This is a genomic window from Marivirga sp., from assembly GCF_035704835.1.
Lineage (GTDB): Bacteria > Bacteroidota > Bacteroidia > Cytophagales > Cyclobacteriaceae > Marivirga.
This window is the reverse complement of sequence record NZ_DASSWQ010000082.1, coordinates 67,600-92,779: the sequence shown is the minus strand read 5'-3', so window position 1 is coordinate 92,779 and position 25,180 is coordinate 67,600. Positions and strand designations below refer to the sequence as shown.

Below are 25,180 nucleotides of genomic sequence, written 5' to 3'. Positions count from 1 at the left end.
TTAGAAGTATATCACTTTTAATCAATCCACTCAAAACCAGTATAGGCTTGTAATGCTTTTGGAACTCGAATCCCTTTTTCAGTTTGATTATTTTCCAAAATGGCTGCTAAAATCCTTGGGAATGCCAATGCACTGCCATTTAAAGTGTGCAGTAAATGCTTTTTCTTATCCGCATCTTTATAGCGCAATTTCAATCGGTTGGATTGATACGTTTCAAAATTGGAAACAGAGCTAACTTCCAACCATTTTTCCTGTGCCGCTGACCATACTTCCATATCATAAGTTAATGCAGATGTAAAACCTAAATCACCACCACATAATCTTAGAACCCGATAAGGCAATTCTAATTTTGTCAGCAAACTTTGAATATAATTACTCATCTCCTCTAAAGCCTGATATGATTTATCAGGATGCTGAACTTGCACAATTTCTACTTTATCAAACTGGTGTAAACGATTCAATCCTCTTACATGGGCTCCCCAAGAACCTGCTTCTTTCCTAAAGCAAGGCGTGTAAGCAGCTAATTTGATAGGCAAATCTTCTTCATTAATGATTTCATCTCTCAACAGATTGGTTATCGGAACTTCCGCTGTAGGAATCAGATATAAATCTGTATCTTCAATATGATACATCTGCCCTTCTTTATCAGGTAATTGCCCAGTTCCGATGCCTGAAGCTTCGTTTACGACAATAGGGGGTTGAATTTCTTTAAAGCCTTGATTATCCGCTTCATCTAAAAAGAAGTTTAATAAAGCGCGCTGCATTCTAGCTCCTTTACCTTTGTAAACTGGAAATCCTGCACCCGTTATCTTAATACCTAACTCGAAATCAATGATGTCATATTCTTTAATCAGATCCCAGTGTGGTTTTTTGCCTGCATATAATTCAGGTTTATTACCATGCTCAGAAATGATTTCATTGTCATCTTCCCCTTTTCCTTTTTTGACATCCTCGTGCGGAACATTTGGTATTTGGTAAAGAGTATCGGTTAATTCCTTTTCAATTTCTTGGGATTCTTCTTGCAAAATTTTACTGCGTTGCTTCAATTCAGCGGTTTTAGCTTTCACTTCTTCTGCCTCCTCTTTCTTGCCTTGCTTCATTAAAATGCCAATGTTTTTGGAAATTTGGTTTGATTCAGCCAAAACTGAATCCAGTTCAGTTTGTAATGCTTTTCTTTTATCATCCAAAGCGATCACTCCATCAATTAGAGATTCCGCATTCGCAATATTCCTTTTCAATAAGCCTTTAACTGCTTTGGCTTTTTCTTCACGCAAATTTGCAACTTGTAACATTTTCCAGATTTTTTGGCAAAATAAGCTATTTTTAACGGTATTATAAACAGAATCCTATCTTAAATGCCAATTTCTATTTTATATTTCTTAATTTGCTTGACAATTAAAAATGCTTGGCATATCATTGTATTATCTAAAGAAAGACTAAGTAAAGTTCAATTGCTTCGTTTTAAAAAATCCAAAAACATAATATCAAATTTATCATACCAACACAGAGTCAGGTTCTCAAATCCTGAACAAGTAAAAGTCCCTTTATGTATAACATTGAAGAATTAAACTTAAAGCTACTTTCTGAACTTAAAGAAATAGCAGAAAAACTGGGAGTATCTCAGTACAAGAAATTGCCGAAGAAAGAACTGATTTACAAAATTTTGGACCAACAAGCACTTTTACCTGAAAGTGATTTGCCAAAAAAAGAAGTAGAAAAATCAACTCCAAAATCTTCTCCGGCACCAAGAAAAGAATCAGCTCCAAGTGCTAAAACTCCCGAGAAGAAAGAGGAAAAGGTTGAAGCTAAAGCCCCTAAAAAGGAGGAAAGAACAGAATCTAAGCAAGATAAGGAATCTGAAAAAACTGATTCCAAGCCACAATCTGAAGCTGTCGATAAGCAAGATCGCAAGCCTCGCCTTGATGCAAAGGACAAAAGACCGAGACCAGAAAGAACAGAACGTTCGAATGAAAAAGGCGAAAGACCTCCTAGAACAGAGAGACCAGAAAAAAATGATAATCGTCCGAAAAAAGCAGACATTAAAGATTTTGACGGCATTATAGAAAATGAAGGTGTATTAGAAATGATGCAAGACGGATATGGTTTCTTGCGTTCATCTGATTACAATTATTTAGCGAGCCCTGATGATATTTATGTCTCTCCATCTCAAATCAAATTATTTGGTTTAAAAACAGGAGATACTGTTAAAGGACAAATAAGACCCCCAAAAGAAGGTGAAAAATATTTCGCTTTATTAAGAGTTTCATCTGTAAACGGAAAAACTACAGAGGAAATCAGAGACAGAGTTCCATTTGAATATTTAACTCCGCTTTTCCCTGAAGAAAAATTCAACTTAAGCACCAAGCCTAACAAATATTCTACTCGTATTCTAGACCTTTTCGCTCCTATTGGAAAAGGACAAAGGGGTATGATTGTAGCCCAGCCTAAAACAGGCAAAACAGAGCTATTGAAAGAAGTGGCAAATGCCATGGCTGAAAACCATCCTGAGGCTTATTTATTGATTTTATTAATCGATGAGCGTCCGGAAGAAGTAACAGATATGGCTCGTTCTGTAAAAGCAGAAGTAATAAGTTCTACTTTTGATGAGCAAGCAGACCGTCATGTGAAAGTTGCCAGTATGGTGTTGGAAAAAGCCAAAAGAATGGTAGAATGTGGTCATGATGTGGTAATTCTTTTAGATTCTATCACTCGTTTGGCAAGAGCATACAATACAGTGGTTCCTTCATCAGGTAAAATATTATCCGGAGGTGTGGATGCCAACGCATTACACAAGCCGAAAAGATTCTTTGGTGCTGCCAGAAATTTAGAAAACGGAGGTTCTTTAACCATTTTGGCTACTGCCTTAATCGAAACTGGTTCTAAAATGGATGAAGTTATCTTTGAAGAATTCAAAGGTACAGGTAACATGGAATTAGTACTAGATAGAAAATTAGCAAACAAACGTATTTATCCTGCAATTGACGTTCCTGCTTCTGGAACAAGAAGAGAAGACTTGTTGATGAGCAAAGAAGAACTACAGAGAGTTTGGATACTACGTAAATTCATGGCCGACATGAACTCAGGTGAAGCGATGGAACTTTTATTAAATAAAATGAAAGGCACTGTTGACAATGACGAGTTTTTGATTTCCATGAATGGATAAATTAGCAAAGAAAATAATCAATATACCTAAGCGGCTTCTTGTAGAGGAGCCGCTTAATTTATATTCGGGCATTCGTGGAATGTTCGGTGAAAGTTCTAAAATCGCAGGACTTCCTCCCGGAAGTGCAGTATATACAGGCTTCAGAAAAGACACCCCTTTTAATATTGACCTTTTTTCTTATAGTGAAGGTCAATTGGAAGAAAAAACCAATGTCCTATTAGAAGAGGTGATTAATTTGCCAAAAAATGGCGATTTTCATTGGGTAAACATTGAAGGTATCCATCATGCCGAAAAGGTAAAGGAAATTTGCGATGCGATTCAGATTCATCCTTTAACAATGGAAGATATTCTTTCTGTAGGACAGAGACCTCAATTAGATGATACTGAAAATTATCTTTTCCTATCCTTAAAAATGCTCCAATTTGATGAAAAGAAAAAGAAAACCCTTAATGAGCAAGTTAGTTTCATCTTAACCAAAGATTTACTAATTACTTTTCAGGAAAGAAAAGGCGATACATTTGAAGCAGTTCGAAACAGATTGAGAGCCGGTAAAGGTAAAATTAGAAAAGAGGGTCTTGATTATCTGCTTTATGCCTTGGTTGATACCGTAGTTGACAATTATTTTGTTGTGCTAGAGAAATTCGGAGATATTTTAGAGGAAATTGAAGAACGCATTATGTTCCAAGGGCAGAAAAGAGACTTTGATTTGCTCTACACGCTGAAGCGTGAGTTAATCCATATTCGAAGATCCGTTTGGCCACTTCGTGAGGTAATTGTAAAATTGGAGCGTGATGAAATCAGATTGATTCGGAAGCAGACCCGTATATATATTCGAGATGTTTACGACCACACCATTCAAGCTATTGATTCAGTAGAAACCTACAGAGATTTCATCTCCAGTTTAGGAGATTTATATCAATCCGTTATCAGCAATAAGTTGAATCAGGTCATGAAAACACTCACCATCTTCTCGGTTATTTTCATTCCATTAACTTTCATTGCGGGAGTTTATGGGATTAATTTCGAGAATGTTCCCGAATTCGGTTGGGATTATGGCTACGCATACTTTTGGTCCCTTATAATCGGAATGGCTGTTGTGACTTTAGCTATTTTTAAATACAAAAAATGGATGTAGATACTTCATCTATAGCTTAAACCAACTCATTACTACATTAATTTAATGAAAAAAGGAACTCTATATTTAATTCCAACCGTGATAGCTCCTGACACTGAATCGAAAGCTTTACCCGCTGATTTAGTGGAATTATGTAATCAATTGGATTATTATTTAGTTGAAAATGTTCGCACAGCCAGAAGATGTTTAAGTGCCATGAATATCAACAAACCCATCCCAGAAATTACTTTTCATGAATTAAGTAAAAACACGGAAGATACTGATATTGCGGAATTGATGCAGCCTCTTTTGAAGGGCAAATCTGTTGGTATCATGTCTGAAGCAGGCTGTCCTGGTATTGCTGACCCAGGTGCCAGAGCGGTAGCATATGCCCATGAAAATAATATTAGAGTGGAACCTTGGGTTGGGCCTTCTTCCTTATTTTTAGCTTTAATGGCTTCGGGTTTCAGTGGTCAGTCTTTTGCTTTTTCTGGTTACTTACCCATTGATAAGAAAGAAAGAACTCAGGCTATCAGAAATTTGGAGCAGACTTTTTTTAAAACTGGTCAGACTCAGATTTTTATGGAAACACCTTACCGTAATAATCAGTTGGTGGAAGATATTTTAAGAATGTGTGCCCCTCAATTGAAGTTATGCATTGCCAAAAATATCAATGCAGAAGATGAGATGATTAAAACGGATACTATTCAGAATTGGAAAAATAATAAGCCTGAATTGCATAAAGTGCCCTGTATTTTCCTATTCGGAATGAATTGATAAATGGCTGACATTTATCACTGATAAATTAAAATTATTGTAAATAGTCTGTTAAATTTGCCCCTTGAAAAATTAAAACGTTATGCCATATTTATTTACCTCAGAGTCGGTTTCGGAAGGACACCCTGACAAAGTAGCCGATCAGATATCAGACGCATTATTAGATAACTTCTTAGCTTTTGATCCACAATCGAAAGTGGCTTGCGAAACGCTGGTTACTACTGGCTTGACTGTTTTAAGCGGTGAGGTTCGCAGTAATTCTTATGTGGATGTACAACAAGTGGCCAGAGACGTGATCAATAGAATCGGTTATACCAAGGGTGAATATATGTTTGACGGAAATTCTTGTGGTGTAATTTCTACTATTCACGAACAATCTCAGGATATCAATCAAGGTGTTGACAGAGGTAATCCTGAAGAGCAAGGAGCTGGTGACCAAGGGATGATGTTTGGCTATGCCACTAAAGAAACTGAGAACTACATGCCTTTAGCATTAGATCTTTCCCATAAGATTTTAATGGAACTGGCTAAATTAAGAAGGGAAAATAACGATATACAATATTTAAGACCTGATTCAAAATCGCAGGTAACCATTGAATATTCTGATGATAATGTTCCGCAAAGGATTGAAGCCATAGTAGTTTCCACTCAACATGATAGTTTTGATAATGATGATGAAAAAATGTTGACTAAAATCAAAAATGACATCATCAACATTTTAATTCCTAGAGTGAAAGCGCAATTAAAGCCTGAATTACAAAAATTGTTTAATGACGATATCAAATATCATATTAATCCTACAGGCAAGTTTGTGATTGGTGGCCCACATGGTGATGCAGGGTTAACCGGAAGAAAAATTATAGTGGATACTTATGGTGGAAAAGGTGCACACGGTGGAGGAGCATTTTCTGGAAAAGATCCTTCAAAAGTGGATAGGTCAGCAGCTTATGCCACTCGTCATATTGCCAAAAACTTAGTGGCAGCTGGTGTGGCGGATGAAATATTGGTACAGGTCTCTTATGCTATTGGAGTTGTAGAACCAATGGGTATTTATGTAAGCACTTATGGAAGTGCGAATGTAGATATGACGGATGGTGAAATCGCTAAAAAAGTATCTGAAATATTTGACATGCGCCCATACGCTATCGAAACTAGACTGAAATTAAGAAATCCAATGTATAGTGAATCTGCTGCTTACGGACATATGGGGAGAGAACCAAAAACTATTCAAAAAACACTTGTTGCAAGCAATGGAGAAGTTTTTTCTCAAGAAGTAGAACTTTTCACTTGGGAGAAATTAGATTATGTCGAGAAAGTAAAAAAAGCGTTTGGACTATAATATTCAATTCCCTTTTTGATAAAATTAATTATGGCACGCGTTGAAAAACGGGTGTCTTTTTATTTTTGAAAATAAATGGAATTCAATTAATTCTTTCTCATTTGTATTTACCTATATAAAAATCATTAATTTCATTCCGTATTTCCTAAAAAACTGACAATGAAAAAAGCTTTATTTATTATTATACCACTTATTATTATTTCTTTAGTAGCCTATTCAATTTTAGGAGGATTTAAAAATATTGAGAAATCCATTGAGAAAGACGTAATGATACATATTGCGGGAACAGAATATAAGGGCAAAATTGGCTCTGACAGTTTGCAAATGTTGTTTATGCAGGCTAAAAACCTGGTGGAATCCGAAGAAACCGCTAGTTCAATTGCAATTGCTTACTATGGTGAAGCGGATACTAAAACGGGTATAGTTCATAATTTTATAGGCGTGGTTGTAGGAGATGAGCCAATTTATAATATGCCAAAAGATTGGGAAATTAAAACCTTTACTAAAACAAACTCCGTGAAAGGATGCATTGAGGCAAATGTAATAGCGATGCCTACTCCAGAGGATATGCTGCAAGACTTAAAATTATATGCCGAGGAGAAAAGCTTAGCTGTAGATTCAATGTTTATTGAATTTTATCCTGGTCCTAATGAGCTTTGTGTACAACTATTTGCAAAAGAGTAAGAAATAGAAAAACAGTTAAGAATTACAGTTCCCACTGACTGACAATATCACTTACTCCTCATAAATAACCTGCAGTAATGTTTGTCCCACTGCCTTTAAGGTTTCTTGTGAGATAACATCCATATTATCCTTATGTGTATGATGAAAGTCTGGAAAGAAATCACCTGAAGTTGGGTCATGAGCTATAATATCTATCATAGGGATTTTGGCAACTTCATTGACAAAATAATGATCATCTACTATCGGTATCACTTGGTTATTTATAAAAAAATTACCGTATCCAATTTTGTCAGCAGTATTCCAAACTTTTTCTACAACACTTGGTGCGTATTTCATAGAATATCCTTCTTTATGAAATTGCGCATTGATTCCTCCTACCATATCTAATAAAATTCCATAATAAGCAGAATAACCTGGGGTATGTTTATTTGCACTCCAATATTGAGAACCTAAACACCACCATGTTTTAGAAGGATCATTACTGGATAGTCCATGCGGCTCCCCATTATCTTCACCGTCAAAAAATATGACATCTATCCCTACATCTGGCTTGTTTTCGGATTTCTGAATGGCATTTATAACTTCTAAAATCACACCGACTCCACTTGCACCATCATTAGCACCATCAATCGGTTCGTTCTTTCTTTCTGTATCTTTATCCGCAATTTTACGAGTATCCCAGTGTGCTGCAAGTAAAATTCGTTTGGTTTTCTCAGGTTGAATGGAAGCAATTATATTAGTTAAATTCCAAACTTCCCCATCGTAAGTATCCGCTTCAAAATTTTGGGTTTGAACTATAGCTCCAAAACTTTTAAGCTTCTCAATGAGATATTCTTTCGTTTCGGTATGTGCTGGTTTATTTGGCACTCTTGGTCCAAAATCCACTTGAGCCTGAATGAATTGATAAGCATTTCCCTCATTAAAGGAAGGTACTTGTAAGTCCATCTTTTTAGTCTCTCCTTCTGCATCTCCCTTTTTTTCCTTAGAGGAATCACATGAAACTATGAAAATAACAAATGATAGAAATAAAAATATATTTTTCATGTATAATTATTATTTTAATATTGCTGAATGGAACAGTATAGTTACCTAAATGAGCTTGATAACTTTAGTGAATGACCATTTCATTTTATTATTATTCAAAATTAAAAATTAAGTTACTATTTGAAGTTTACAATGAAGCAAAAATTTTAATTCATATTAAAAAAGCTAAAATATTCCATAATCAGATGTATTGTTTTGGCACCATTCACAAACTTTATTCGTCATAAGAGAGACGAAACCAAGTTCTTACAAGTAAAAATGCTGTTTTCTCTTTTTTGGTCTATCTATTTCTATGCTTTATTGAAGAAAATTTACGGTTTGTCGATTAAATATTCACACGAGCGTTAAAAGAGTTAAGAAGTAACAAATAACGATATACGTCTTTTTTATAAAATAATATCAACTTAAATTTGTATCAACATTAATTTAATAACAGTGAGATGAAAAAATCTATAAAATTATTCGCAGCAATTTCAGGTTTAATACTTTTTGCCTCTGCTTGTGCTCAAAGAACTTGCCCTACCTACGCTTCCGAAGAGATAAAAAAAGACAGCGTCATAGAAGCAACTGTATAATTTCTCTTTATTCTCTCTATATTTCATATTTAAAAACGAACAGTAATAATTTAGCTGTAAAGGTTTTTTAAATCTCATTAGTTAGTTAAAGTGATATAAGAATATCAAAGATGCAGTATATGCATGTTTTTTCTCGCCTTTAACTTCCATCACAATATCTATTTGCGCTTTACTGACGCCTCTCAGATCCACAATTGAATTCAAACTTGCTTTTAATCTAACAGATGAGCCAACTTTTACGGCCTGATTGAATTTCATTTTTTCAATTCCGTAATTAATCATCATTTTGAGATTTGTCACATTAGCAATTTGTTCCCATAAATAAGGTGCTAAAGAAAGTGTCAAATATCCATGCGCTATGGTGCCTCCAAAAGGACTTTTAGCTGCTCTTTCTTCATCCAAATGAATCCACTGGTGATCAAGAGTTGCATCAGCAAATTTGTTTACTTGCTCTTGGTCAATAGTATGCCAATCAGAAACACCTAATTCTTGTCCTTCGTAGGCTTTAAAATCTTCAAAATTACTGATTTCTATAGGTTGCATTGTAAATTCTATTTTAATTCCAATTGCAATATATAAGCTTATTTACAATTTACTGAATCAAAAAGACAATATGTACTTCCGCTGTAAGCTTGATATTTTTAAAATCCAAGTCAGACTCCATAGAAGCACTTTCATCTGCCGATTCTGACATCATTCTATTATTTTGGAATGATTTATAATAAATAGGTTGAAAATTTTGCTGATTTTCAGAAACCTCCAATACTTTTCCTACTTTTTCATTTAGAGGCGCTAACAATGCATCGGCTTTTAATTTGGCATTTTTAACGGCTTCGACTTGCAACTCTTGGTTAAGTGCTTGCAAACGAGAATGTGTGTATTGGCTTACTCTTACATATTCAATCGCTTTAGGATCTATTTTGGAAAGAATAACATTTAACTTTTTGGCATCGGTCAATTTGAGTTGGAACTGCTTCCTTGCCAAAAAATCTTTATTCTCACTTTTTTTATCCCAGCTATAGTTGTAGCCGTAAACATTCTCCACAGTTAGGTTCTCTTTATCAATACCTGCTTTCTCAATGGAATTAATCAATTGATTTTCAAGTTCACCAATTTCAAATTTACTGCCCGTTTTTAGCTGATATTCTTTCAGACTAATTGTAAAATAAATAATATCCGGTTGAATCTCTCTTTCTGCCATTCCGCTTACAGAAATAGTTCTTAAATTTTTATCGGCTGATTTTTCTTGAGCTTGTAATTTTGGCGCAATACAAATCAATAAAATGACGAAAATAAGTATATTTTGCTTTTTCATATTCAATAATATTTTAAATAAAATGATAAATCTTCATTATCAAATGCCGTGCCCAATTACATTAAAGCAAGCTTAAGTGAATTGAAGAAATGCTGTAGATGAATTTCCAGAAAGGAAGATGACCAACTTATTTTAAGTATTTATCTTTCCAGTTTAGCTTTAAGATTTTCAATATGGTTAATCAGTGCTTCTTGCCAAGTTTTCCCAGCGTCCCAACTGTCTCCTAAATAAATATCTTTCGTATAAAGATGCTGCACATAATATTTATGAACATGCTGCTCTATTCTATATTTCATTACTTTATCATTTTCTCCTTTTCTTACTGAAATTAAAAGTGTTTCTCCTTCTGCTAAATCGTAGCCTAGCATTCTACGTAAGCTTTCTCCATTATTTTGGAGTTTTTTCAGTACCATCAAATAGCCTTCATTTATCATTTCCTCCGTACTCATTTCAGGATCAATTAATCCATATTTAAAAGGATAATGTTGCTTCATAATGGAATCTAATTCAGCATTAGCCTTGTCCACATCCATATCAAGCATTATGCTACTTTCAAATTTGGGTACGGCTAGTTTATCAATTCTAATATCTGGATTAAAATTTGCAACCCTTCGCGATTTGATAACATTAGTTCTCTTGAATGTCTCAGGTACATCGATAATTAGGAAATTTTCTCTTTCCAAATCTGATTTATTAATTAATAATTCCAGATTATCCCCTAACTCTGGTAAGCTTGGTGCATCTAGAAAAAAAGCTTGCATATCGTTCTGAAAGAATCCACCTTTCTCCGGAATTTTAGTTGCATAAAGCTCAAATGCATTATTGGTCTGATGAATAATTAGCATATTTTCTATGCTACGCTCCGTGATATCAGAATAAAAAGCTGTAGTAGCATCCACTCCCGACATAATATCAGATAGTGAATAATACGCTACTGCATCTACTCCAATTTTAATAAAACTATCATGGATTTTTTGTGCTTCTTTATCCCATTTTAGAGCATTAACATTCATGAAAACAACTGCTCTCTTGCTCAATAGGTCTTCTGGCAATTGATTACTATTATTGAAGAAAGGAAAAGACTCCTGTGAAAAGCCATTTAGGCTAACAAAAAACAGTAATAACAAAAATATATAGTATCTCATAAAAGTAAATTCACAGGAAAATTAAAGATTTTTGAATAATCGCCTGAATCTTAACGCCATTATCTATAAATTTATTCTTTGTCATTCAAAATGAAACCCCTTAACAGAACTTTTTTATCATGAAATCATTTAAATTTTGTTTAATTTTTATTTCGTTATTCTACTCAGTGCAAAGTCTTGCTCAAGAAGATTCCACTATTGTCTTTCCTGACTCGACCAAGGTAATGAATGATTTGTATTTGTTAGCATCAGATTCTTTGCAAGGCAGAAAAACTAATACTGCAGGGAATGAAATGGCACGGAACTATATCATTGAAAGACTTCAAAAGCTTGGTGTTTCCGCATATGTACAAGATTATACACAACCTTTTACATTCGGTGTAGATACTATTCCAGCTGTTAATATATTAGGATTTGTTGAAGGATTTTCTGGCAAGCACTTTATTGTAATTTCTGCACACTATGATCATGTGGGTATGAAAGACAGTACAGAAATATATAATGGTGCCGATGATAATGCTAGTGGGGTTGCTGCGCTTTTATCATTAGCTGAATATTTCAGGGATAACCAGCCTGAAAACAATTTACTTTTTGCCTTTTTTGATGCCGAAGAAATGGGATTACAAGGTGCTAAGCATTTTATGCAGTCTGTAGTGATGGATACTAGCAGAATTAAGATGAATGTGAATTTAGATATGGTAAGTCGCGGAGATAAAAATGAATTATATGCAGTGGGCACCTATTTTACACCATTTTTAAAGCCTTTGATTACAGAAGCCTCAAAAGATAAAAGCATTAAACTCTTATTTGGAAGGGACGATCCAATGAAAAAACCTAACTGGGTAACGGCTTCTGATCATGCTCCTTTTCATAAAGCTGAAATACCTTTTATCTATTTTGGGGTAGATGACCATGCCGATTATCACAAAACTACTGATACGGTTGACAAAATAAATCCTAATTTCTATCTGGAAGCCATTCACCTCATTAAAGATGCAATCGAGAATTTTGATGCCAACCTAGATGAAATTGTTTATGGTAAATAATATATGGAATCTTAAAATTCAATAATCAAATGATGATGAATATCAAAGAAAGACATACCTACGACTTCGGAATGATTGGAAATTGTGCTTATCTGGCACTGATTGGTAAAGATACCGACATCAAGTGGATGTGTATGCCTCGCTTTGATAGTTCCTTTATTTTCGGAAGCTTGATAGGAGGTGAAAAAGGAGGTGAGTTTTCTATTAAGCCCACTTCAGAGCAGTACAAAATTAGTCAGACCTATATCACCAATACTAATGTGCTGGAAACTATTGTTGAAACAGATGATTTTGCTTATAAAATCACAGATTGTGCTCCAAGGTTTCGTCAATTTGACCGTTATTACCGACCACAGATGTTGATTAGAAAAATCGAGCCATTAAGGGGATTGCCACAGTTAAGAGTGGTTTGTAATCCCGTGGGTGATTATGGACAAAAAAAACTCACCAGAGAAAGAGGAAGTAGTCATATTCGTTATTTTGGCTTACCGGAAACTTTAAGACTTACGACCAATATCCCTATAAATATGGTGATGGATAGCAGCTCATTTGTGCTAACTAAAACGCGCTACATGGTCATGACTTATGGCGCACCATTGGAAGCTGAATTACAAGAAACTGCAGAAAATTTTATTACTAAAACCGTCCTTTACTGGCAAAATTGGGTGAAATCTACCAGTATTGGTCAGCATTATCAAAAGGAAGTAATCCGCTCCTCTTTAGCTTTAAAAATCCATCAATATGAGGATACAGGGGGAATTATTGCTTCACCAACTATGTCTTTACCTGAATCTCCTGGAAGCACCCGAAACTGGGATTATCGCTACTGTTGGATGCGAGACACTTACTATACTCTTACTGCCTTCAATAATATTGGACACTTTGAAGAAATGGAGAATTATTTTCTTTATCTCACCAACATTCCCATGAGAGGTAAAGAAAGAATTCAACCACTCTATAATTTGGTTGGAGAAGGTACAATTATTGAAAAAGAATTGGACTTACCAGGATATTTGGGCAACCAGCCCGTGCGGATGGGAAATGATGCTTATACTCATATTCAAAATGATGTTTATGGGCAGATACTACTAGCAATTTTGCCACTTTATACCGATAAGCGTTTTGTCAATATGGAGAAATCCCAGTCTTCATATCTTATAAAAACCATTTTAGATAAAATTGAATTCACCATGGATGAAGCAGATGCCGGACTATGGGAATTTAGAAACCTGAAGCAGAAACATGCTTACACTCATCTTTTTCAATGGGCTGGGAGCCACGCTGCTATGAAAATATCAAGAGAAATTGGTGAAATGGAACTGGGCAAAAAAGCTGAGAAGTTATTAAAGCAAGCGGCTGCACATTTGGAAAAATGTTATTCTCCAAAAAGAAAAGCTTATGCTCAAGCTGAAGGTGTGGACAGAATGGATGCAAGTACTTTGCAACTAATCATGATGAATTATATTCCTCATAATAGCCAAAAAGCTAAAGATCATTTAAAGGCATTGGAGAAAGACTTACGAGTAGGAAAAGGATTATTTTATCGCTATAAACATGCCGATGATTTTGGAGAGCCCGAAACCACTTTCTTGATTTGTGCATTTTGGTATGCGGAAGCATTAGCTTGCGTAGGTAGAACAGAAGAAGCTATGGAAGCCTTTGAAGAAATAATAGGTTATTCGAATCATGTCGGCTTATTAAGTGAGGATGTAAAATCATCCGATGGCTCTATGTGGGGAAATTTCCCGCAAGCTTATAGCCACGTTGGTTTGGTGAATGCAGCTTACAGAATCAATAATAAATTGAACAAGCCAGATTTTTTGCCCTAGCCTATTGTGTCCGAGATTATTGTAATTGCCATATTATTCCTTTTGGGATTCTATATCTTCAAAAATATAGGAATGCCGATCTTAGAATACTTGGGTATTATTAGGTCTAAAAAACTAAATGATGTTCAAATCAAAAATTTGGATAAATATTCTCCTTATTATAGAAGATTAAATAGCAAACACAAAAGAGAATTTAGAAGCAGGGTAGCCAGATTTATTCATTCCAAGGAATTTATTCCACGTAATCTAGAGGTTATAACAGAAGAAATGAAAATAGTAGTGGCTTCTTTAGCTATACAAATGACCTTTGGGCTGCCTGAAGTTTATCTATCACATTTTGGTAAAATCTTGATTTATCCTGATAACTATTATTCCACAATTAACAATGATTATCATAAAGGCGAAGTGAATCCACGGTTTGGAATTATAGTATTGTCTTGGAAGAATTTGGTAAAAGGCATTGCAAATGAAAATGACGGCATCAATTTAGGTTTTCATGAATTGGCACATGCTATTCATTTAGAAAACAGAATAGCCAATCAAGAATATGGTTTTATAGACTCAAGGTTATGGGAGAGATATAACGATTTGGCTACTTATGAGATGTTGAAAATTAAGGAAGGAGGTATCTCTTTGTTTCGGGCTGCAGCAGCTATTGACCATCATGAGTTTTTTGCTGTTTTGCTTGAAAACTTCTTTGAAAAACCAAAAGCATTGAAAGCTTATAGTCCTAATTTATACAAAAAGACGACTTTATTATTGAAGCAAGACCCTATAAAGTTATTAAAACTCTGATTAATTATACTTTTTTATTGGAAAGTATAATTAATTGAAACCATCGAAAATCGAGACAGTTTTTATAACATTAATCTTAATTTTAATTTATCCGTTTGTCCTTATATTCAAAAACTAACCAGAAAATAATAAAAATGACCAAATTTTTAAAAAAATGGTTTAAGATATTTAAGAATGCAGGCAGTAAATTTATAGCTGAAAACCCTTTTCAACACAGTGCCTCAACAGCCTATTTTACAATATTTTCTCTGCCTGCTATTGGGTTGGTAGCCATTACTTTAGCAGGCTATTTTTACGAAGATGAGGTAGTGAGAACTCAATTTTTGGAACAAATTAACCAACTAATGGGTGAATCCAGTTCTGAACAAATAGACAGTTTATTGTCTTCAGCCACGGTTCAAACTGATAGAGTTTTATTTCAAATAATAGGTATTGCTACCTTACTTTTCAGTGCAACTACAGTATTTATATCTTTACAAGATAGTCTGAATACTATCTGGCGCATAAAAGCAAAACCAAAAAAAGGAATTATCAAATTCATTATCAATAGACTACTCTCTTTAGCTATGATAGCTGCTTTAGGATTTTTATTGCTAGTTTCTTTATTAGCTGATGCAATCATCTCTTTTATTCAAACCCACATCAGTACTATTTTTGAAGGTGGCGCCATATATATAATTCAAGTAATGAACCTTGTGATTTCCCTTGGGTTTATTACCGTTGTTTTTGCTATTATTTTTAAAGTATTGCCAGATGCCAGACTAGAATGGAGAGATGTATGGGTTGGTGCCTTCGTAACTACTGTTCTATTTGTGGCAGGAAAATTTGCTTTGGGTTTCTATCTAGGTCAGGCAAATCTCACCGATTCTTACGGAGCAGCAGGCTCATTTGTAGCAATTCTAGTTTGGGTATATTATTCAGTGCTTATCTTATTATTTGGCGCTCAAGTTACTTTTACCTACTCAAAGGAAATGGGACGCATCATATTGCCAACAGAAGAAGCTGTAGCTGTCACTATTACAGAAGTTGAAAGGGAAAGAGGTTTAACAGATTAAAATTGTTTTGAAGATATTTTAATTAATTCTTTTCCTCCAATAGCTTGAGCATAATTTTTTCTTCTGCACTCAAGCCATAATTCTTATCACTATCTTGGTAAGAACTTAATTTAGGAATTGATTTATTATTTATATGATGTAGTATTTTGGGGTGAATATAATACGTTTTACAAATCGAAGGGGTATTACCTAATTCATCTGCTACAAGCCTGATGAGAATATTGTCCATTTTCTTTCGACTGTCTTCTTTCAACTGAATAGCTTCAGGATAAAGTTCAACTGCTAATCTAGTGCCCGCCCAAGTCCTAAAATCTTTGCTTGAAAATTCATCTCCCAAATATTTAGTGATATATTCATTGACCTCGCTACTATCCACCGTTTGACTTTCATTATCATCATCAGTATATCTGAAAATTTCATATCCTGGCATTTCTGCAGCTTCATGAATAAATTGGGAAAGTTGATCATCTTCAATCGTTACACTTCTTTCTTTTCCACTCTTTCCCTTATAATTTAACTTTAAATTTTTACCTTTTTCAGATAAATGTTTTCTTCTTAGAGTAGTAAGCCCGTAGGTTTCATTGTTTTCTTTGTAATAATTATTACCTATCCTCACACCATATTCATCTAGTAAACTTACAACTAAGGCTGTTACTTTATCTTTATCCCACTCTTGATGATCCAGATCATCTTGACACTGTTTTCTTATTTTTGGAAGTTGCTCTCCAAAAGACAATAGTCTTTCAAATTTCTTCTCTTGTTGCTGTCTTTCCCAATCCGAATGATAGATGTATTGCTTCCGTCCCTTTGCATCCCTACCTGTTGCTTGAATATGACCATCATCAAATTTGCAAATTTTTACCTCTGACCACATTGGGGGGATTACTATTTTTTTAATACGTTTTAAGAGTGACTTGGAAGTGATTTTATTTCCTGATGAATCAAAATAAGTATAGCCTCTACCAGAACGCTTCCGTTCGATTTCCAAAGCGGAGTCATCAATATGTTTTAGTGTTGTTTTCTTAGATTTCAATATCGGTAAGCTAGTTGTTTCAATTAATTTTAACGCTTATACATGCTAATTGTTAGCCAAATATTTCTTAACTAACTCTTAATTTGTATCCATTTTTATTATCAACTTTAATAAGTTAGCAACGCATTAATAAAAGACTTCAATATGATTCGAGTTTTATGGATCGGCCTGTTCTTCATCCTATTAGCATGTGATTCAAATTCTAAGAAATTTAATCACTTAGAAAATGACCTGAGAACAGTCTCATCAAATTTTAATCAACTTGAGGGTAGGTGGTCTGGAAATTTTCAAAAGTTAAACCCAACTTTCGATACGGTTTATTATATCGATTTAAAGGAAAAAATAGAATACCAATTATCAGGTACTATTTCGGATTCTTCTCTAGTTAAATCTATAAGCTTAAAAGATACTTTTGATATTCTGCCTATTACTATTCATATTTTCAACATCGATAGTATGAAGTTGACAGCCGAAGCAAAAATATCATGTGAACTTTTTGAGCGCCAAATTCCATTAAATGCTGATATTTCTCAAAATTTGAGGGGGTTGAAAATCATTCATTTTGGAGAAATCGAAAAGGTTCATAAATCTCAGGACGCTCTATCTACTGAAATAAGCACCTATCAGTATAAATCTCTTCAATCAGCACTTACCAGTAAAGCATTTCAACTTGAGCTAAAAAAGCAAAGTAACGATTCATTGGTTTTTGGTCTTCCTTATGGCTATGGCTTAATAAAAGTGAGCAGACTGTGAAGAAAAATTCAATTCTAATTACTAAAAGCGGACTGAAATTCAATTTTATTTGTGGAGCATGAGAAAAAACAATTGATAGAAGTAATCCAGATTATTGATTCTATTCTTTAATAAATTTGAAGTAAGTTTTCTGCCTAAATGCAATAATAATAGAATCCTCATAATTCTATCCTTAGCTATTAGATTCGTAACTTTGTAATCAATACGAAAAACATCTATGAACAAGATGTTAAAAGAATTTTAAGATAAGGAAAAATGGCTAAAGTGGAGAAAAAAAAGGAAGAAAATAAAAATACTTATGAATCACTTAAAGCTTTATATTACTCTGGAAAAGTAAAACCATCTCTCAATAAAATTACAGCCGAATTAGAAAATGATAATGACAACCTAGAACTTACACTTTTGGCTTGTCAGGTATTGGAAAGAACAAAAGAATTTGACCGACTATCCTCTTTTGCTGATGCAGTCATTAAATTATCCCCTGAAATTTCAGCTGGATACTATTACAAAGGTGTTGCGCTACAGCATGTAAAAGGTAGCGAGCAAGAAGCATTAAAGAATTTCAATAAAGCTCTTCAAATTGATCCTGAAAATACGGTTTATCTTAAAAGCAAAGCTACTACTCACTTGCTACTTTTTAAAGACTTTGACCTGCCCTTAAAGTTTGCTGAACAACACAGAGTAAAAGCTGAATCATCCTTATTGAAAGTAGTAGAATTAGTTGAGCAAAAAGAAAATCCTAATTATATAGAATTTTACACACTTGCGGAAGTGAATATGATGATGGACCAAGCCCTAAATGCAAAAATGTATTATTTAAAAGCAGTTAACGCTTATGAGGTCATGGAAGACGAATCCGAACAGGATAAAAATATTTATAAAGACATCATTAAAGCTCAAAAGAAATGCATCAAGCAATTAGAGAAGTTTACGGAGTAATCTGATTAAAAACAGTTTAATTCAATTCCTGAAATCACTTTTTTCTAATTCTGACAACCTCAAGTTTCTACCTGAAAAAAGTCGTATATTTGGGTCAAGCTATACTAAATTATTGATTATCCGCAGCTTCATTCTTTACTGCTTTAAAAAACTTCTTTTGGAAAATTAAGATTACCGCTACCCCTGTAAAAATAGCAGCATCCGCCACATTGAAGATCGGCCAAAGGGAAATGTAATCACCACCCCAAAGCGGTACCCAATTGGCTACTCTTCCCTCCCAAATATCAACATAAAACATATCCACTACTTGGCCGTGAAACCAAGGAGACATAGCATTGTATGGTGCGTTGTCAAACCATACACCATAGAAAATACTATCTATTAAATTACCGATTGCTCCGGCTAAAACTGCTGCCATGCTCCAAAGAACCCCTGGATGTGTTTTTTCCTTCGCTAATTTATAAAGGTAGTAAGCAATGAAAAACATGGCTACTAAGCGAAATAAACTTAAGCCCAGTTTGCCGTATTCTGAACCGAATTGCATGCCGAAAGCCATGCCAGGGTTAAGTGTATAGTATAATTTAAACCAGTCGCCAAAGACTTCAATTTGTCCGGCTATGCCCATTTCCATATTATAATGAACCCATAGCTTTACAGCTTGGTCAAGAGCAATTAAAACAAAGCTTAATAAAAAATATTTTGCGTATTTCACTTTTAAAGATTTTTCACCACTACGGACAATTCAACTTTTAAATCGTCTATTTCTATTTCTGTGGTTTCGGTTAAATTTTCAGCCAAATCTAATGAAACTGCTTGAGTTTCGGAACAAATGTAATCCTTGTTTTGCAAAATGGCAGCATCCACTAATTCATTTCCTTGTTTTACTACTACTGCTATCTTATCCTGAACCTCTAAGCCTTGTTCTTTTCTTAGATTTTGGATACGATTCACCAAGTCCCTTGCAAAACCTTCTTTGCGCAAATCATCATCTATGCTGATATCCAAAGCAACAGTAATGCCAGCTTCAGAAGCCACTGACCAGCCAGGAATATCTTGAGAGGTGATTTCCACATCTTCCAAAGTCAAAGTGTGCTTTTCGCCATCCACTTCTATTTCAAAAGCATTGTTTTGCTCAATCTTTGCAATTTCTTCCTGTCCCCATTGATTGATGATTTGGGTAACCACTTTCATTTTTGGTCCAAATTGCTGCCCCAATTTACGGAAGTTAGGTTTTACATTTTTCACCAAAACACCGGAAGCATCATCAATATATTCAATTGATTTTACATTCACCTCAGAGATAATCAAATCCTCCACAGCCTCAATTTGCTGGCGATTTTTCGCACTTAAAACGGGCACTAGTATTTTATGTAGTGGTTGCCTTACCTTGATTTTCTGTGCCTTACGGATGCTATGCGTCAAGGAACTGATATGCTGAGCTAAATACATGCGCTCTTCCAAATCCTTATTGATTACGCTTTCATCTGCTTGTGGGAAATCCACTAGGTGAACAGATTCTTCTTTCATTCTCCCACTTATAGTATTTAAGCTTTGGAATAAATTATCCATATAGAAAGGAGCGATTGGTGCACCTAAGATGGCAATGCTTTCCAAACACTCATAAAGCGATTGGTATGCAGCTTTTTTATCCTCATTATATTCACCTTTCCAGAATCGCTTACGATTCAAGCGCACATACCAGTTACTCACATCATCCTGAACGAAATCTTGGATTAAGCGAGCGGCTTTGGTTGGCTCATAATCATCATAAGCAGCATCTACTGCTTTCTTTAAAGAATTTAATTTTGATAAAATCCAACGGTCACTTTCGGTGCGTTTTTCCAATGGAATGCTTTCCCCTTCAAAAGTGAAACCATCCAAATTGGCGTAAAGCGCAAAGAAATTATAAGTATTTTGAAGGGTACCAAAGAATTTTCTTTGAACTTCTTCAACCCCTTGCAAATTGAATTTCAGGTTGTCCCATGGATTGGCATTGGCAATCATATACCAACGAGTGGCATCAGGACCGTATTTCTTTAAAGTTTCGAATGGATTGATGGCATTACCCAATCTCTTGGACATTTTATTGCCGTCTTTATCCAAGACCAAACCATTAGCAATTACATTTTTGTAAGCCACTGAATCAAACAACATTCCTGAGATAGCATGCAAAGTAAAAAACCAACCACGGGTTTGGTCAACTCCCTCAGCTATGAAATCAGCAGGATAGTTTTTATCGAAAGTCTCATTATTTTCAAAAGGATAATGCCATTGTGCGTAAGGCATGGCTCCTGAATCGAACCAAACGTCAATCAAATCTGGCTCTCGGAACATTTTCTGGCCAGATTCACTGGTTAAAATCACATCATCCACATATGGACGGTGTAAATCGAAATCTTCTGCCAGTTCTTCCTTCATAAAACCTGCTTTCACAGATTTATTTACTTCATTTCTTAATTCTTCTAAGGAACCGATACAAATTTGTTCCTTTCGATCTTCGGTTACCCAAATTGGCAAAGGCGTTCCCCAATAACGAGAGCGACTTAAATTCCAATCCACTAAGTTCTCTAACCAGTTACCAAAACGACCTTCACCAGTTGAAGCAGGTTTCCAGTTAATGGATTTATTCAATTCCACCAATCGATCCTTCATGGTCGTGGTTTTGATAAACCATGAATCTAACGGATAATATAAAATCGGCTTATCTGTTCTCCAGCAATGTGGATAGGAGTGTTCGTATTTTTCTACCTTAAAAGCCTTATTCTCTTCTTTTAATTTGATGGCAATTAGGACATCCGTTGGTTTAAAGTCAGGATCGTTTCGTGTTGCATCATCATAATATTCTTCTTTCACATACTTCCCTGCAAAATCTGTTACCTCAGTCACAAATTTTCCTTGTTTATCAACCAATGGCACATCTTTTCCCTGCTCATCTTTCACCATTACGGCTGGCACATTGTTTTGCTGTGCAACCCTAAAGTCATCAGCACCAAAAACAGAAGCGGTATGTACTATCCCAGTACCATCTTCCGTAGTCACAAAATCACCAGGAATTACGCGGAAAGCATTTTTCTCCAATTCCTCAGAAGTTACATATTGCATCAATTGTTCATAGCGGTTTTCCACTATGTCTTTTCCCTTGAAAGTTTGTGCAATTTCAAAAGGAACTAATTTGTCACCCGCTTTATAATCTTCAAGCTTTAAATCTTTGGCTTTAGCATTGAATTGTTTACTGACCAAATCTTTCGCTAAAACAACCGAAACTGGTTCGTACGTATATTGATTGAAGGTTTTAACCTTTACATAGTCAATTTTCTCCCCCACTGCCAAAGCACAGTTGGAAGGCAAAGTCCAAGGAGTAGTTGTCCAAGCGATAAAGCGAACATCTTCCTTCTCGTTTTCAAAAAGGAAAGCCGATTTATCATCTCTTTTCACTTTAAATTGAGCGGTAACTGAAGTGTCCTTTACATCACGGTAGCAACCAGGCTGATTCAATTCATGAGAACTCAAACCAGTTCCTGCAGCAGGAGAATAGGGCTGAACGGTATAACCTTTGTATAATAAATCTTTATCGTAAAACTTCTTAAGCAAATGCCAAAGGGTTTCCATGTATTTGCGGTCGAAAGTGATATAAGGGTCATCTAAATCCACCCAATAACCCATTTTTCGGGTCAAATCATCCCATTCACCTTTGAATTTCATGACGGCTTTTCGGCATCTGTCATTATATTCGGCCACAGAAATTTTCTTCCCAATGTCTTCTTTGGTAATGCCTAATTCTTTTTCTACTTGCAATTCCACTGGTAAGCCATGGGTATCCCATCCCCCTTTTCTTTTTACCTGAAATCCTTTTAAGGTTTTGTAGCGACAGAAAATATCTTTTACAGCACGCGCCATCACATGGTGAATACCTGGTGTTCCATTAGCGGAAGGTGGTCCTTCATAAAAAGTAAAAGTGGGTTTTCCCTCTCGGGTGGTCACTGATTTTTGGAAAATGTTATTTTTGTTCCAAAACTCAAGGACTTCATCTGCCAGCTCGGCATAGTTTAAGTTTTTATATTCTTTGTATTGACCCATTTTTATGATTTTTTCTGCTCCTCTGCCTTAAAAGGAACTTTAGGTTCTGCTTTTTGAATTTTTTTAATATTGATTTCTTCGTCCTCAGCTTCTAAATAAAAGTCATCATCGTATTGCTCAATTAAAGGATGGCTGCCTTTTCTTCTTTTACCATCATCAAAACTGAGCAATAAAGAAGGCAAAACTAATAAATTGGTGAACATTGCCAGTAAAAGCGTGGTAGAAGTTAAAGCTCCCAATGCCACTGTACCTCCAAAACTTGATGTCACAAAAATGATAAAGCCAGCAAAAAGAACAACAGAGGTGTAAATCATACTTTTACCAGTTTCCTTTAAGGTTTTAGTAACAGCGAGTGGCACGAAGAAATTATTGGCAAATAACTCTTGCCTGTATTTAGCTAAAAAGTGAATAGTGTCATCTACTGAAATACCAAATGCTATGCTAAAAACTAAAACCGTACTTGGTTTTAATGGCACTCCCAAATAACCCATCAAACCTCCAGTGATAATTAATGGGATTACATTAGGGATTAAAGAAATCAGGATCATTCTTAAATTTTGAAACAAAATACCCATTACTAAGGCAATTATCCCAAAAGCAATTAACAAGCTATACCTTAAGTTTTCTACCAAATATTCATTCCCTTTTATAAATATTGGAGTTGTCCCTGTGATATGAATATCAAAGTCATCCCCTTCAAAAATTTCATTCATTCGTGGCTTAATGGAATTTTCTATTAAGGTATTCATTTTGTCTGACCCTATATCCGCTATTTTCAATGAAATCCTCATGGTGGATAGATCCTCATTCGTGAAATTATTCATCACAGAAACATCATCTTCATCCTGCTGCAGATATCGCATAATAAAATTATAATCTCTTGAAGTCGGTAAATCATAAAATGCTGGATTTCCGTTATAATAAGCCTGTCTAGCAGACTTCACCATACTGACAATTGAAATTGGTTGGCTCATGGAAGGTATGCTGTCCAGATATTGTTCTAGCTGGTTTACTTTTCGTAATGTATTTTTTTGGACAATCCCTCTCTTTTTCTTTGTATCAATTACTATTTCCATTGGCATGATACCACTGAAATTCTCCTCAAAGAAACGTAAGTCTTTTATAGTTCTACTATCCTTTGGCAAATCGTCCACCATATGGCTGATCGAGTTTAACTGAAATCCTCCAATAAATGCAAAGGTAACAATGATTACAGTTACGAGATAAATTACCGTTCTGTGGGAATGAACTGACTTGTTGAGCCAAGTTAAAGCATTGTCTGTCATTTTGAAGTTCATATGCTTCAGTTGCTTTCTTCCAGGCTCTGGTAAATAAGAGAAAACCGCTGGAATTAGTATTATACTCACTACAAAAGTGGCGAAAATGTTGATTCCAGCAACGATACCAAATTCTGTTAAAAGCTTAATATCCGTAAAAGCTAAAACCAAAAACCCAACTGCAGTTGTAAAATTAGTAATCAAAGTAACCACTCCAATTTTCCTGATGATGGTGCTAATCGCTTTTATCTTATTTCCATGACTTTCAAATTCTTGATGATATTTATTTAACAAATAAATACTATTCGGAATGCCAATGACGACAATTATTGTTGGTATTAAACTGGTTAGAATAGTAATCTTATAACCTAGCAAATCTAAGGTCCCGACAGACCAAATCACCACAGAGAAAATGACTAGTAATGGGAAAAGAACGGCATCCCAAGATCGAAAAAAGGCTAGTAAAATAAGTGCGGTAACTATTACTGATAAAACCAATAATTGAATGATTTCCTGACGAACTTTACTCATCATGGTAGATCGAACAAACGGTAATCCTGCATAGTGTAATTCTATCCCTGTAGTTTCTTCAAAAGCTTCACCTAATTGGGTAATATCAGACATCAATCTTTCACGCTCGGGTGAATTAAAAATTTCTTCGTCTAAGGTAATGATGACAGCAGTTGCTCCATTCTCTTCATTTAATAATTGAGAAGAAAAGAATTTCTGATCTTTTATTTCTTGTAATAAACTATCAAGCTCGGCTTGCTCTTTAGGCAAATCTGTAATGAGAGGTTGCAACTCGAATTTACGCTTTTCAGTATTTTTTTTAAGCTTTTGTAAATTTCCGATAGAAAGGATATTATTTACTCCTTTTACCTCTTTTAAGGCATTGGAAAAATATTGAAGTCTTGCAAAATTTTGAGGTGTGTAAAGAGCACTGTCTTTAATTCCTAGCGCAAGGATGTTATCATCAACTCCAAACTGGGCTTCAAAATCAAGTAATGCTTGGTAATCTTCATCGGTCTCAGGAACCAATTTGGCCAAATCATAATCAAGTTCTACATTTCGAGCACGATACCCCATGAAAATGGTCACCAAAACCAAAACGATGATGAGAGGTAGTCGATATTTTATTACGTTATGCGCTAGTTGTGTCCACATATTTTTAAACAAGCCACAAAGGTAATGATTTTTCTAGTCGACACACTCCTAAAACC

Annotated in this window: 21 protein-coding genes; 12 read left to right on the top strand and 9 right to left on the bottom strand. The window is 35.0% G+C overall.

Features of this window, described 5'->3' with window-relative positions:
• Nucleotides 1–17: 17 nt before the first annotated feature.
• Nucleotides 18–1,292 carry a serine--tRNA ligase gene (gene serS / locus VFM92_RS14550; RefSeq protein WP_325122958.1) on the bottom strand — a complete coding sequence of 425 codons (1,275 nt, stop codon included), beginning with the start codon at nucleotides 1,290–1,292 and terminating at the stop codon, nucleotides 18–20.
• Between the two features lie 254 nt (nucleotides 1,293–1,546).
• On the opposite strand from serS, the gene rho reads away from it, so the two are divergent.
• From rho to VFM92_RS14525, 5 genes are all read left to right on the top strand, one after another.
• Nucleotides 1,547–3,163: a transcription termination factor Rho gene (gene rho / locus VFM92_RS14545; protein ID WP_325122957.1), complete on the top strand. Its 1,617-nt coding sequence runs from the start codon at nucleotides 1,547–1,549 to the stop codon at nucleotides 3,161–3,163.
• Entirely contained in the window at nucleotides 3,156–4,298 is a 1,143-nt protein-coding gene (corA, locus tag VFM92_RS14540) for a magnesium/cobalt transporter CorA (RefSeq protein WP_325122956.1), read from the top strand. The genes rho and corA overlap by 8 nt, the downstream gene beginning before the upstream one ends.
• Before the next feature lie 45 nt (nucleotides 4,299–4,343).
• Nucleotides 4,344–5,054 carry an SAM-dependent methyltransferase gene (locus VFM92_RS14535; RefSeq protein WP_325122955.1) on the top strand — a complete coding sequence of 237 codons (711 nt, stop codon included), beginning with the start codon at nucleotides 4,344–4,346 and terminating at the stop codon, nucleotides 5,052–5,054.
• 82 nt (nucleotides 5,055–5,136) lie between these two features.
• Entirely contained in the window at nucleotides 5,137–6,393 is a 1,257-nt protein-coding gene (gene metK, locus VFM92_RS14530; RefSeq protein ID WP_325122954.1) for a methionine adenosyltransferase, read from the top strand.
• 159 nt (nucleotides 6,394–6,552) lie between these two features.
• Nucleotides 6,553–7,077: a hypothetical protein gene (locus tag VFM92_RS14525; protein ID WP_325122953.1), complete on the top strand. Its 525-nt coding sequence runs from the start codon at nucleotides 6,553–6,555 to the stop codon at nucleotides 7,075–7,077.
• 51 nt (nucleotides 7,078–7,128) lie between these two features.
• Here VFM92_RS14525 and VFM92_RS14520 read toward each other — a convergent pair whose 3' ends face one another.
• A complete protein-coding gene (locus tag VFM92_RS14520; RefSeq protein WP_325122952.1) occupies nucleotides 7,129–8,121 on the bottom strand; it encodes a M28 family peptidase in 993 nt (330 codons plus the stop codon).
• A 440-nt stretch (nucleotides 8,122–8,561) separates the two neighbouring features.
• On the opposite strand from VFM92_RS14520, the gene VFM92_RS14515 reads away from it, so the two are divergent.
• Entirely contained in the window at nucleotides 8,562–8,696 is a 135-nt protein-coding gene (locus VFM92_RS14515) for a hypothetical protein (protein ID WP_325122951.1), read from the top strand.
• A gap of 81 nt (nucleotides 8,697–8,777) precedes the next feature.
• Here the strand turns inward: VFM92_RS14515 and VFM92_RS14510 are convergent, their stop codons facing one another.
• The 3 genes from VFM92_RS14510 to VFM92_RS14500 all read right to left on the bottom strand — a co-directional run bounded on the left by VFM92_RS14510 (nucleotide 8,778) and on the right by VFM92_RS14500 (nucleotide 11,156).
• Nucleotides 8,778–9,239: a MaoC family dehydratase gene (locus VFM92_RS14510; protein WP_325122950.1), complete on the bottom strand. Its 462-nt coding sequence runs from the start codon at nucleotides 9,237–9,239 to the stop codon at nucleotides 8,778–8,780.
• A 49-nt stretch (nucleotides 9,240–9,288) separates the two neighbouring features.
• Complete coding sequence (locus VFM92_RS14505; RefSeq protein ID WP_325122949.1) at nucleotides 9,289–10,011, bottom strand: SIMPL domain-containing protein; 723 nt, start codon at nucleotides 10,009–10,011, stop codon at nucleotides 9,289–9,291.
• A gap of 140 nt (nucleotides 10,012–10,151) precedes the next feature.
• Nucleotides 10,152–11,156 (bottom strand): hypothetical protein, encoded by a 1,005-nt coding sequence (locus VFM92_RS14500; RefSeq protein WP_325122948.1) that lies wholly within the window; start codon nucleotides 11,154–11,156, stop codon nucleotides 10,152–10,154.
• A 119-nt stretch (nucleotides 11,157–11,275) separates the two neighbouring features.
• Between VFM92_RS14500 and VFM92_RS14495 the strand changes: the two genes are divergently transcribed.
• From VFM92_RS14495 to VFM92_RS14480, 4 genes are all read left to right on the top strand, one after another.
• Entirely contained in the window at nucleotides 11,276–12,202 is a 927-nt protein-coding gene (locus tag VFM92_RS14495; RefSeq protein ID WP_325122947.1) for a M20/M25/M40 family metallo-hydrolase, read from the top strand.
• A gap of 29 nt (nucleotides 12,203–12,231) precedes the next feature.
• Nucleotides 12,232–14,031 (top strand): glycoside hydrolase family 15 protein, encoded by a 1,800-nt coding sequence (locus VFM92_RS14490; protein ID WP_325122946.1) that lies wholly within the window; start codon nucleotides 12,232–12,234, stop codon nucleotides 14,029–14,031.
• A 72-nt stretch (nucleotides 14,032–14,103) separates the two neighbouring features.
• Nucleotides 14,104–14,826, top strand: coding sequence for a zinc-dependent peptidase (locus tag VFM92_RS14485; protein WP_325122945.1), 723 nt, complete (start codon nucleotides 14,104–14,106; stop codon nucleotides 14,824–14,826).
• 134 nt (nucleotides 14,827–14,960) lie between these two features.
• Complete coding sequence (locus VFM92_RS14480) at nucleotides 14,961–15,881, top strand: YihY/virulence factor BrkB family protein (RefSeq protein WP_325122944.1); 921 nt, start codon at nucleotides 14,961–14,963, stop codon at nucleotides 15,879–15,881.
• Between the two features lie 22 nt (nucleotides 15,882–15,903).
• Here the strand turns inward: VFM92_RS14480 and VFM92_RS14475 are convergent, their stop codons facing one another.
• Nucleotides 15,904–16,914, bottom strand: a complete 1,011-nt coding sequence (locus tag VFM92_RS14475) for a DNA topoisomerase IB (RefSeq protein WP_325122943.1) — start codon at nucleotides 16,912–16,914, stop codon at nucleotides 15,904–15,906.
• A 144-nt stretch (nucleotides 16,915–17,058) separates the two neighbouring features.
• On the opposite strand from VFM92_RS14475, the gene VFM92_RS14470 reads away from it, so the two are divergent.
• The gene (locus VFM92_RS14470; protein WP_325122942.1) at nucleotides 17,059–17,667 is read left to right on the top strand and encodes a hypothetical protein; all 609 of its coding nucleotides are present in this window, start codon (nucleotides 17,059–17,061) and stop codon (nucleotides 17,665–17,667) included.
• 255 nt (nucleotides 17,668–17,922) lie between these two features.
• Nucleotides 17,923–18,606, top strand: a complete 684-nt coding sequence (locus VFM92_RS14465) for a hypothetical protein (RefSeq protein WP_325122941.1) — start codon at nucleotides 17,923–17,925, stop codon at nucleotides 18,604–18,606.
• Between the two features lie 109 nt (nucleotides 18,607–18,715).
• On the opposite strand, the gene VFM92_RS14460 is transcribed toward VFM92_RS14465, so the two are convergent.
• Genes VFM92_RS14460 through VFM92_RS14450 form a run of 3 tightly spaced genes read right to left on the bottom strand, consistent with a single transcriptional unit; the run spans nucleotide 18,716 to nucleotide 25,124 of the window.
• Nucleotides 18,716–19,318: a lipoprotein signal peptidase gene (locus VFM92_RS14460; RefSeq protein ID WP_325122940.1), complete on the bottom strand. Its 603-nt coding sequence runs from the start codon at nucleotides 19,316–19,318 to the stop codon at nucleotides 18,716–18,718.
• Between the two features lie 2 nt (nucleotides 19,319–19,320).
• Complete coding sequence (gene ileS / locus VFM92_RS14455) at nucleotides 19,321–22,683, bottom strand: isoleucine--tRNA ligase (protein ID WP_325122939.1); 3,363 nt, start codon at nucleotides 22,681–22,683, stop codon at nucleotides 19,321–19,323.
• Between the two features lie 2 nt (nucleotides 22,684–22,685).
• On the bottom strand, nucleotides 22,686–25,124 hold the full coding sequence (locus VFM92_RS14450; RefSeq protein ID WP_325122938.1) for an efflux RND transporter permease subunit: 2,439 nt from the start codon (nucleotides 25,122–25,124) through the stop codon (nucleotides 22,686–22,688).
• Nucleotides 25,125–25,180: the final 56 nt, after the last annotated feature.

What these genes read in the sequence shown, in the direction of transcription:
- serS (WP_325122958.1), bottom strand. Translation starts at nt 1,292, where the DNA reads ATGTTACAAGTTGCAAATTTGCGTGAAGAAAAAGCCAAAGCAGTTAAA.
- rho (WP_325122957.1), top strand. Translation starts at nt 1,547, where the DNA reads ATGTATAACATTGAAGAATTAAACTTAAAGCTACTTTCTGAACTTAAA.
- corA (WP_325122956.1), top strand. Translation starts at nt 3,156, where the DNA reads ATGGATAAATTAGCAAAGAAAATAATCAATATACCTAAGCGGCTTCTT.
- VFM92_RS14535 (WP_325122955.1), top strand. Translation starts at nt 4,344, where the DNA reads ATGAAAAAAGGAACTCTATATTTAATTCCAACCGTGATAGCTCCTGAC.
- metK (WP_325122954.1), top strand. Translation starts at nt 5,137, where the DNA reads ATGCCATATTTATTTACCTCAGAGTCGGTTTCGGAAGGACACCCTGAC.
- VFM92_RS14525 (WP_325122953.1), top strand. Translation starts at nt 6,553, where the DNA reads ATGAAAAAAGCTTTATTTATTATTATACCACTTATTATTATTTCTTTA.
- VFM92_RS14520 (WP_325122952.1), bottom strand. Translation starts at nt 8,121, where the DNA reads ATGAAAAATATATTTTTATTTCTATCATTTGTTATTTTCATAGTTTCA.
- VFM92_RS14515 (WP_325122951.1), top strand. Translation starts at nt 8,562, where the DNA reads ATGAAAAAATCTATAAAATTATTCGCAGCAATTTCAGGTTTAATACTT.
- VFM92_RS14510 (WP_325122950.1), bottom strand. Translation starts at nt 9,239, where the DNA reads ATGCAACCTATAGAAATCAGTAATTTTGAAGATTTTAAAGCCTACGAA.
- VFM92_RS14505 (WP_325122949.1), bottom strand. Translation starts at nt 10,011, where the DNA reads ATGAAAAAGCAAAATATACTTATTTTCGTCATTTTATTGATTTGTATT.
- VFM92_RS14500 (WP_325122948.1), bottom strand. Translation starts at nt 11,156, where the DNA reads ATGAGATACTATATATTTTTGTTATTACTGTTTTTTGTTAGCCTAAAT.
- VFM92_RS14495 (WP_325122947.1), top strand. Translation starts at nt 11,276, where the DNA reads ATGAAATCATTTAAATTTTGTTTAATTTTTATTTCGTTATTCTACTCA.
- VFM92_RS14490 (WP_325122946.1), top strand. Translation starts at nt 12,232, where the DNA reads ATGATGATGAATATCAAAGAAAGACATACCTACGACTTCGGAATGATT.
- VFM92_RS14485 (WP_325122945.1), top strand. Translation starts at nt 14,104, where the DNA reads ATGCCGATCTTAGAATACTTGGGTATTATTAGGTCTAAAAAACTAAAT.
- VFM92_RS14480 (WP_325122944.1), top strand. Translation starts at nt 14,961, where the DNA reads ATGACCAAATTTTTAAAAAAATGGTTTAAGATATTTAAGAATGCAGGC.
- VFM92_RS14470 (WP_325122942.1), top strand. Translation starts at nt 17,059, where the DNA reads ATGATTCGAGTTTTATGGATCGGCCTGTTCTTCATCCTATTAGCATGT.
- VFM92_RS14465 (WP_325122941.1), top strand. Translation starts at nt 17,923, where the DNA reads ATGGCTAAAGTGGAGAAAAAAAAGGAAGAAAATAAAAATACTTATGAA.
- ileS (WP_325122939.1), bottom strand. Translation starts at nt 22,683, where the DNA reads ATGGGTCAATACAAAGAATATAAAAACTTAAACTATGCCGAGCTGGCA.
- VFM92_RS14450 (WP_325122938.1), bottom strand. Translation starts at nt 25,124, where the DNA reads ATGTGGACACAACTAGCGCATAACGTAATAAAATATCGACTACCTCTC.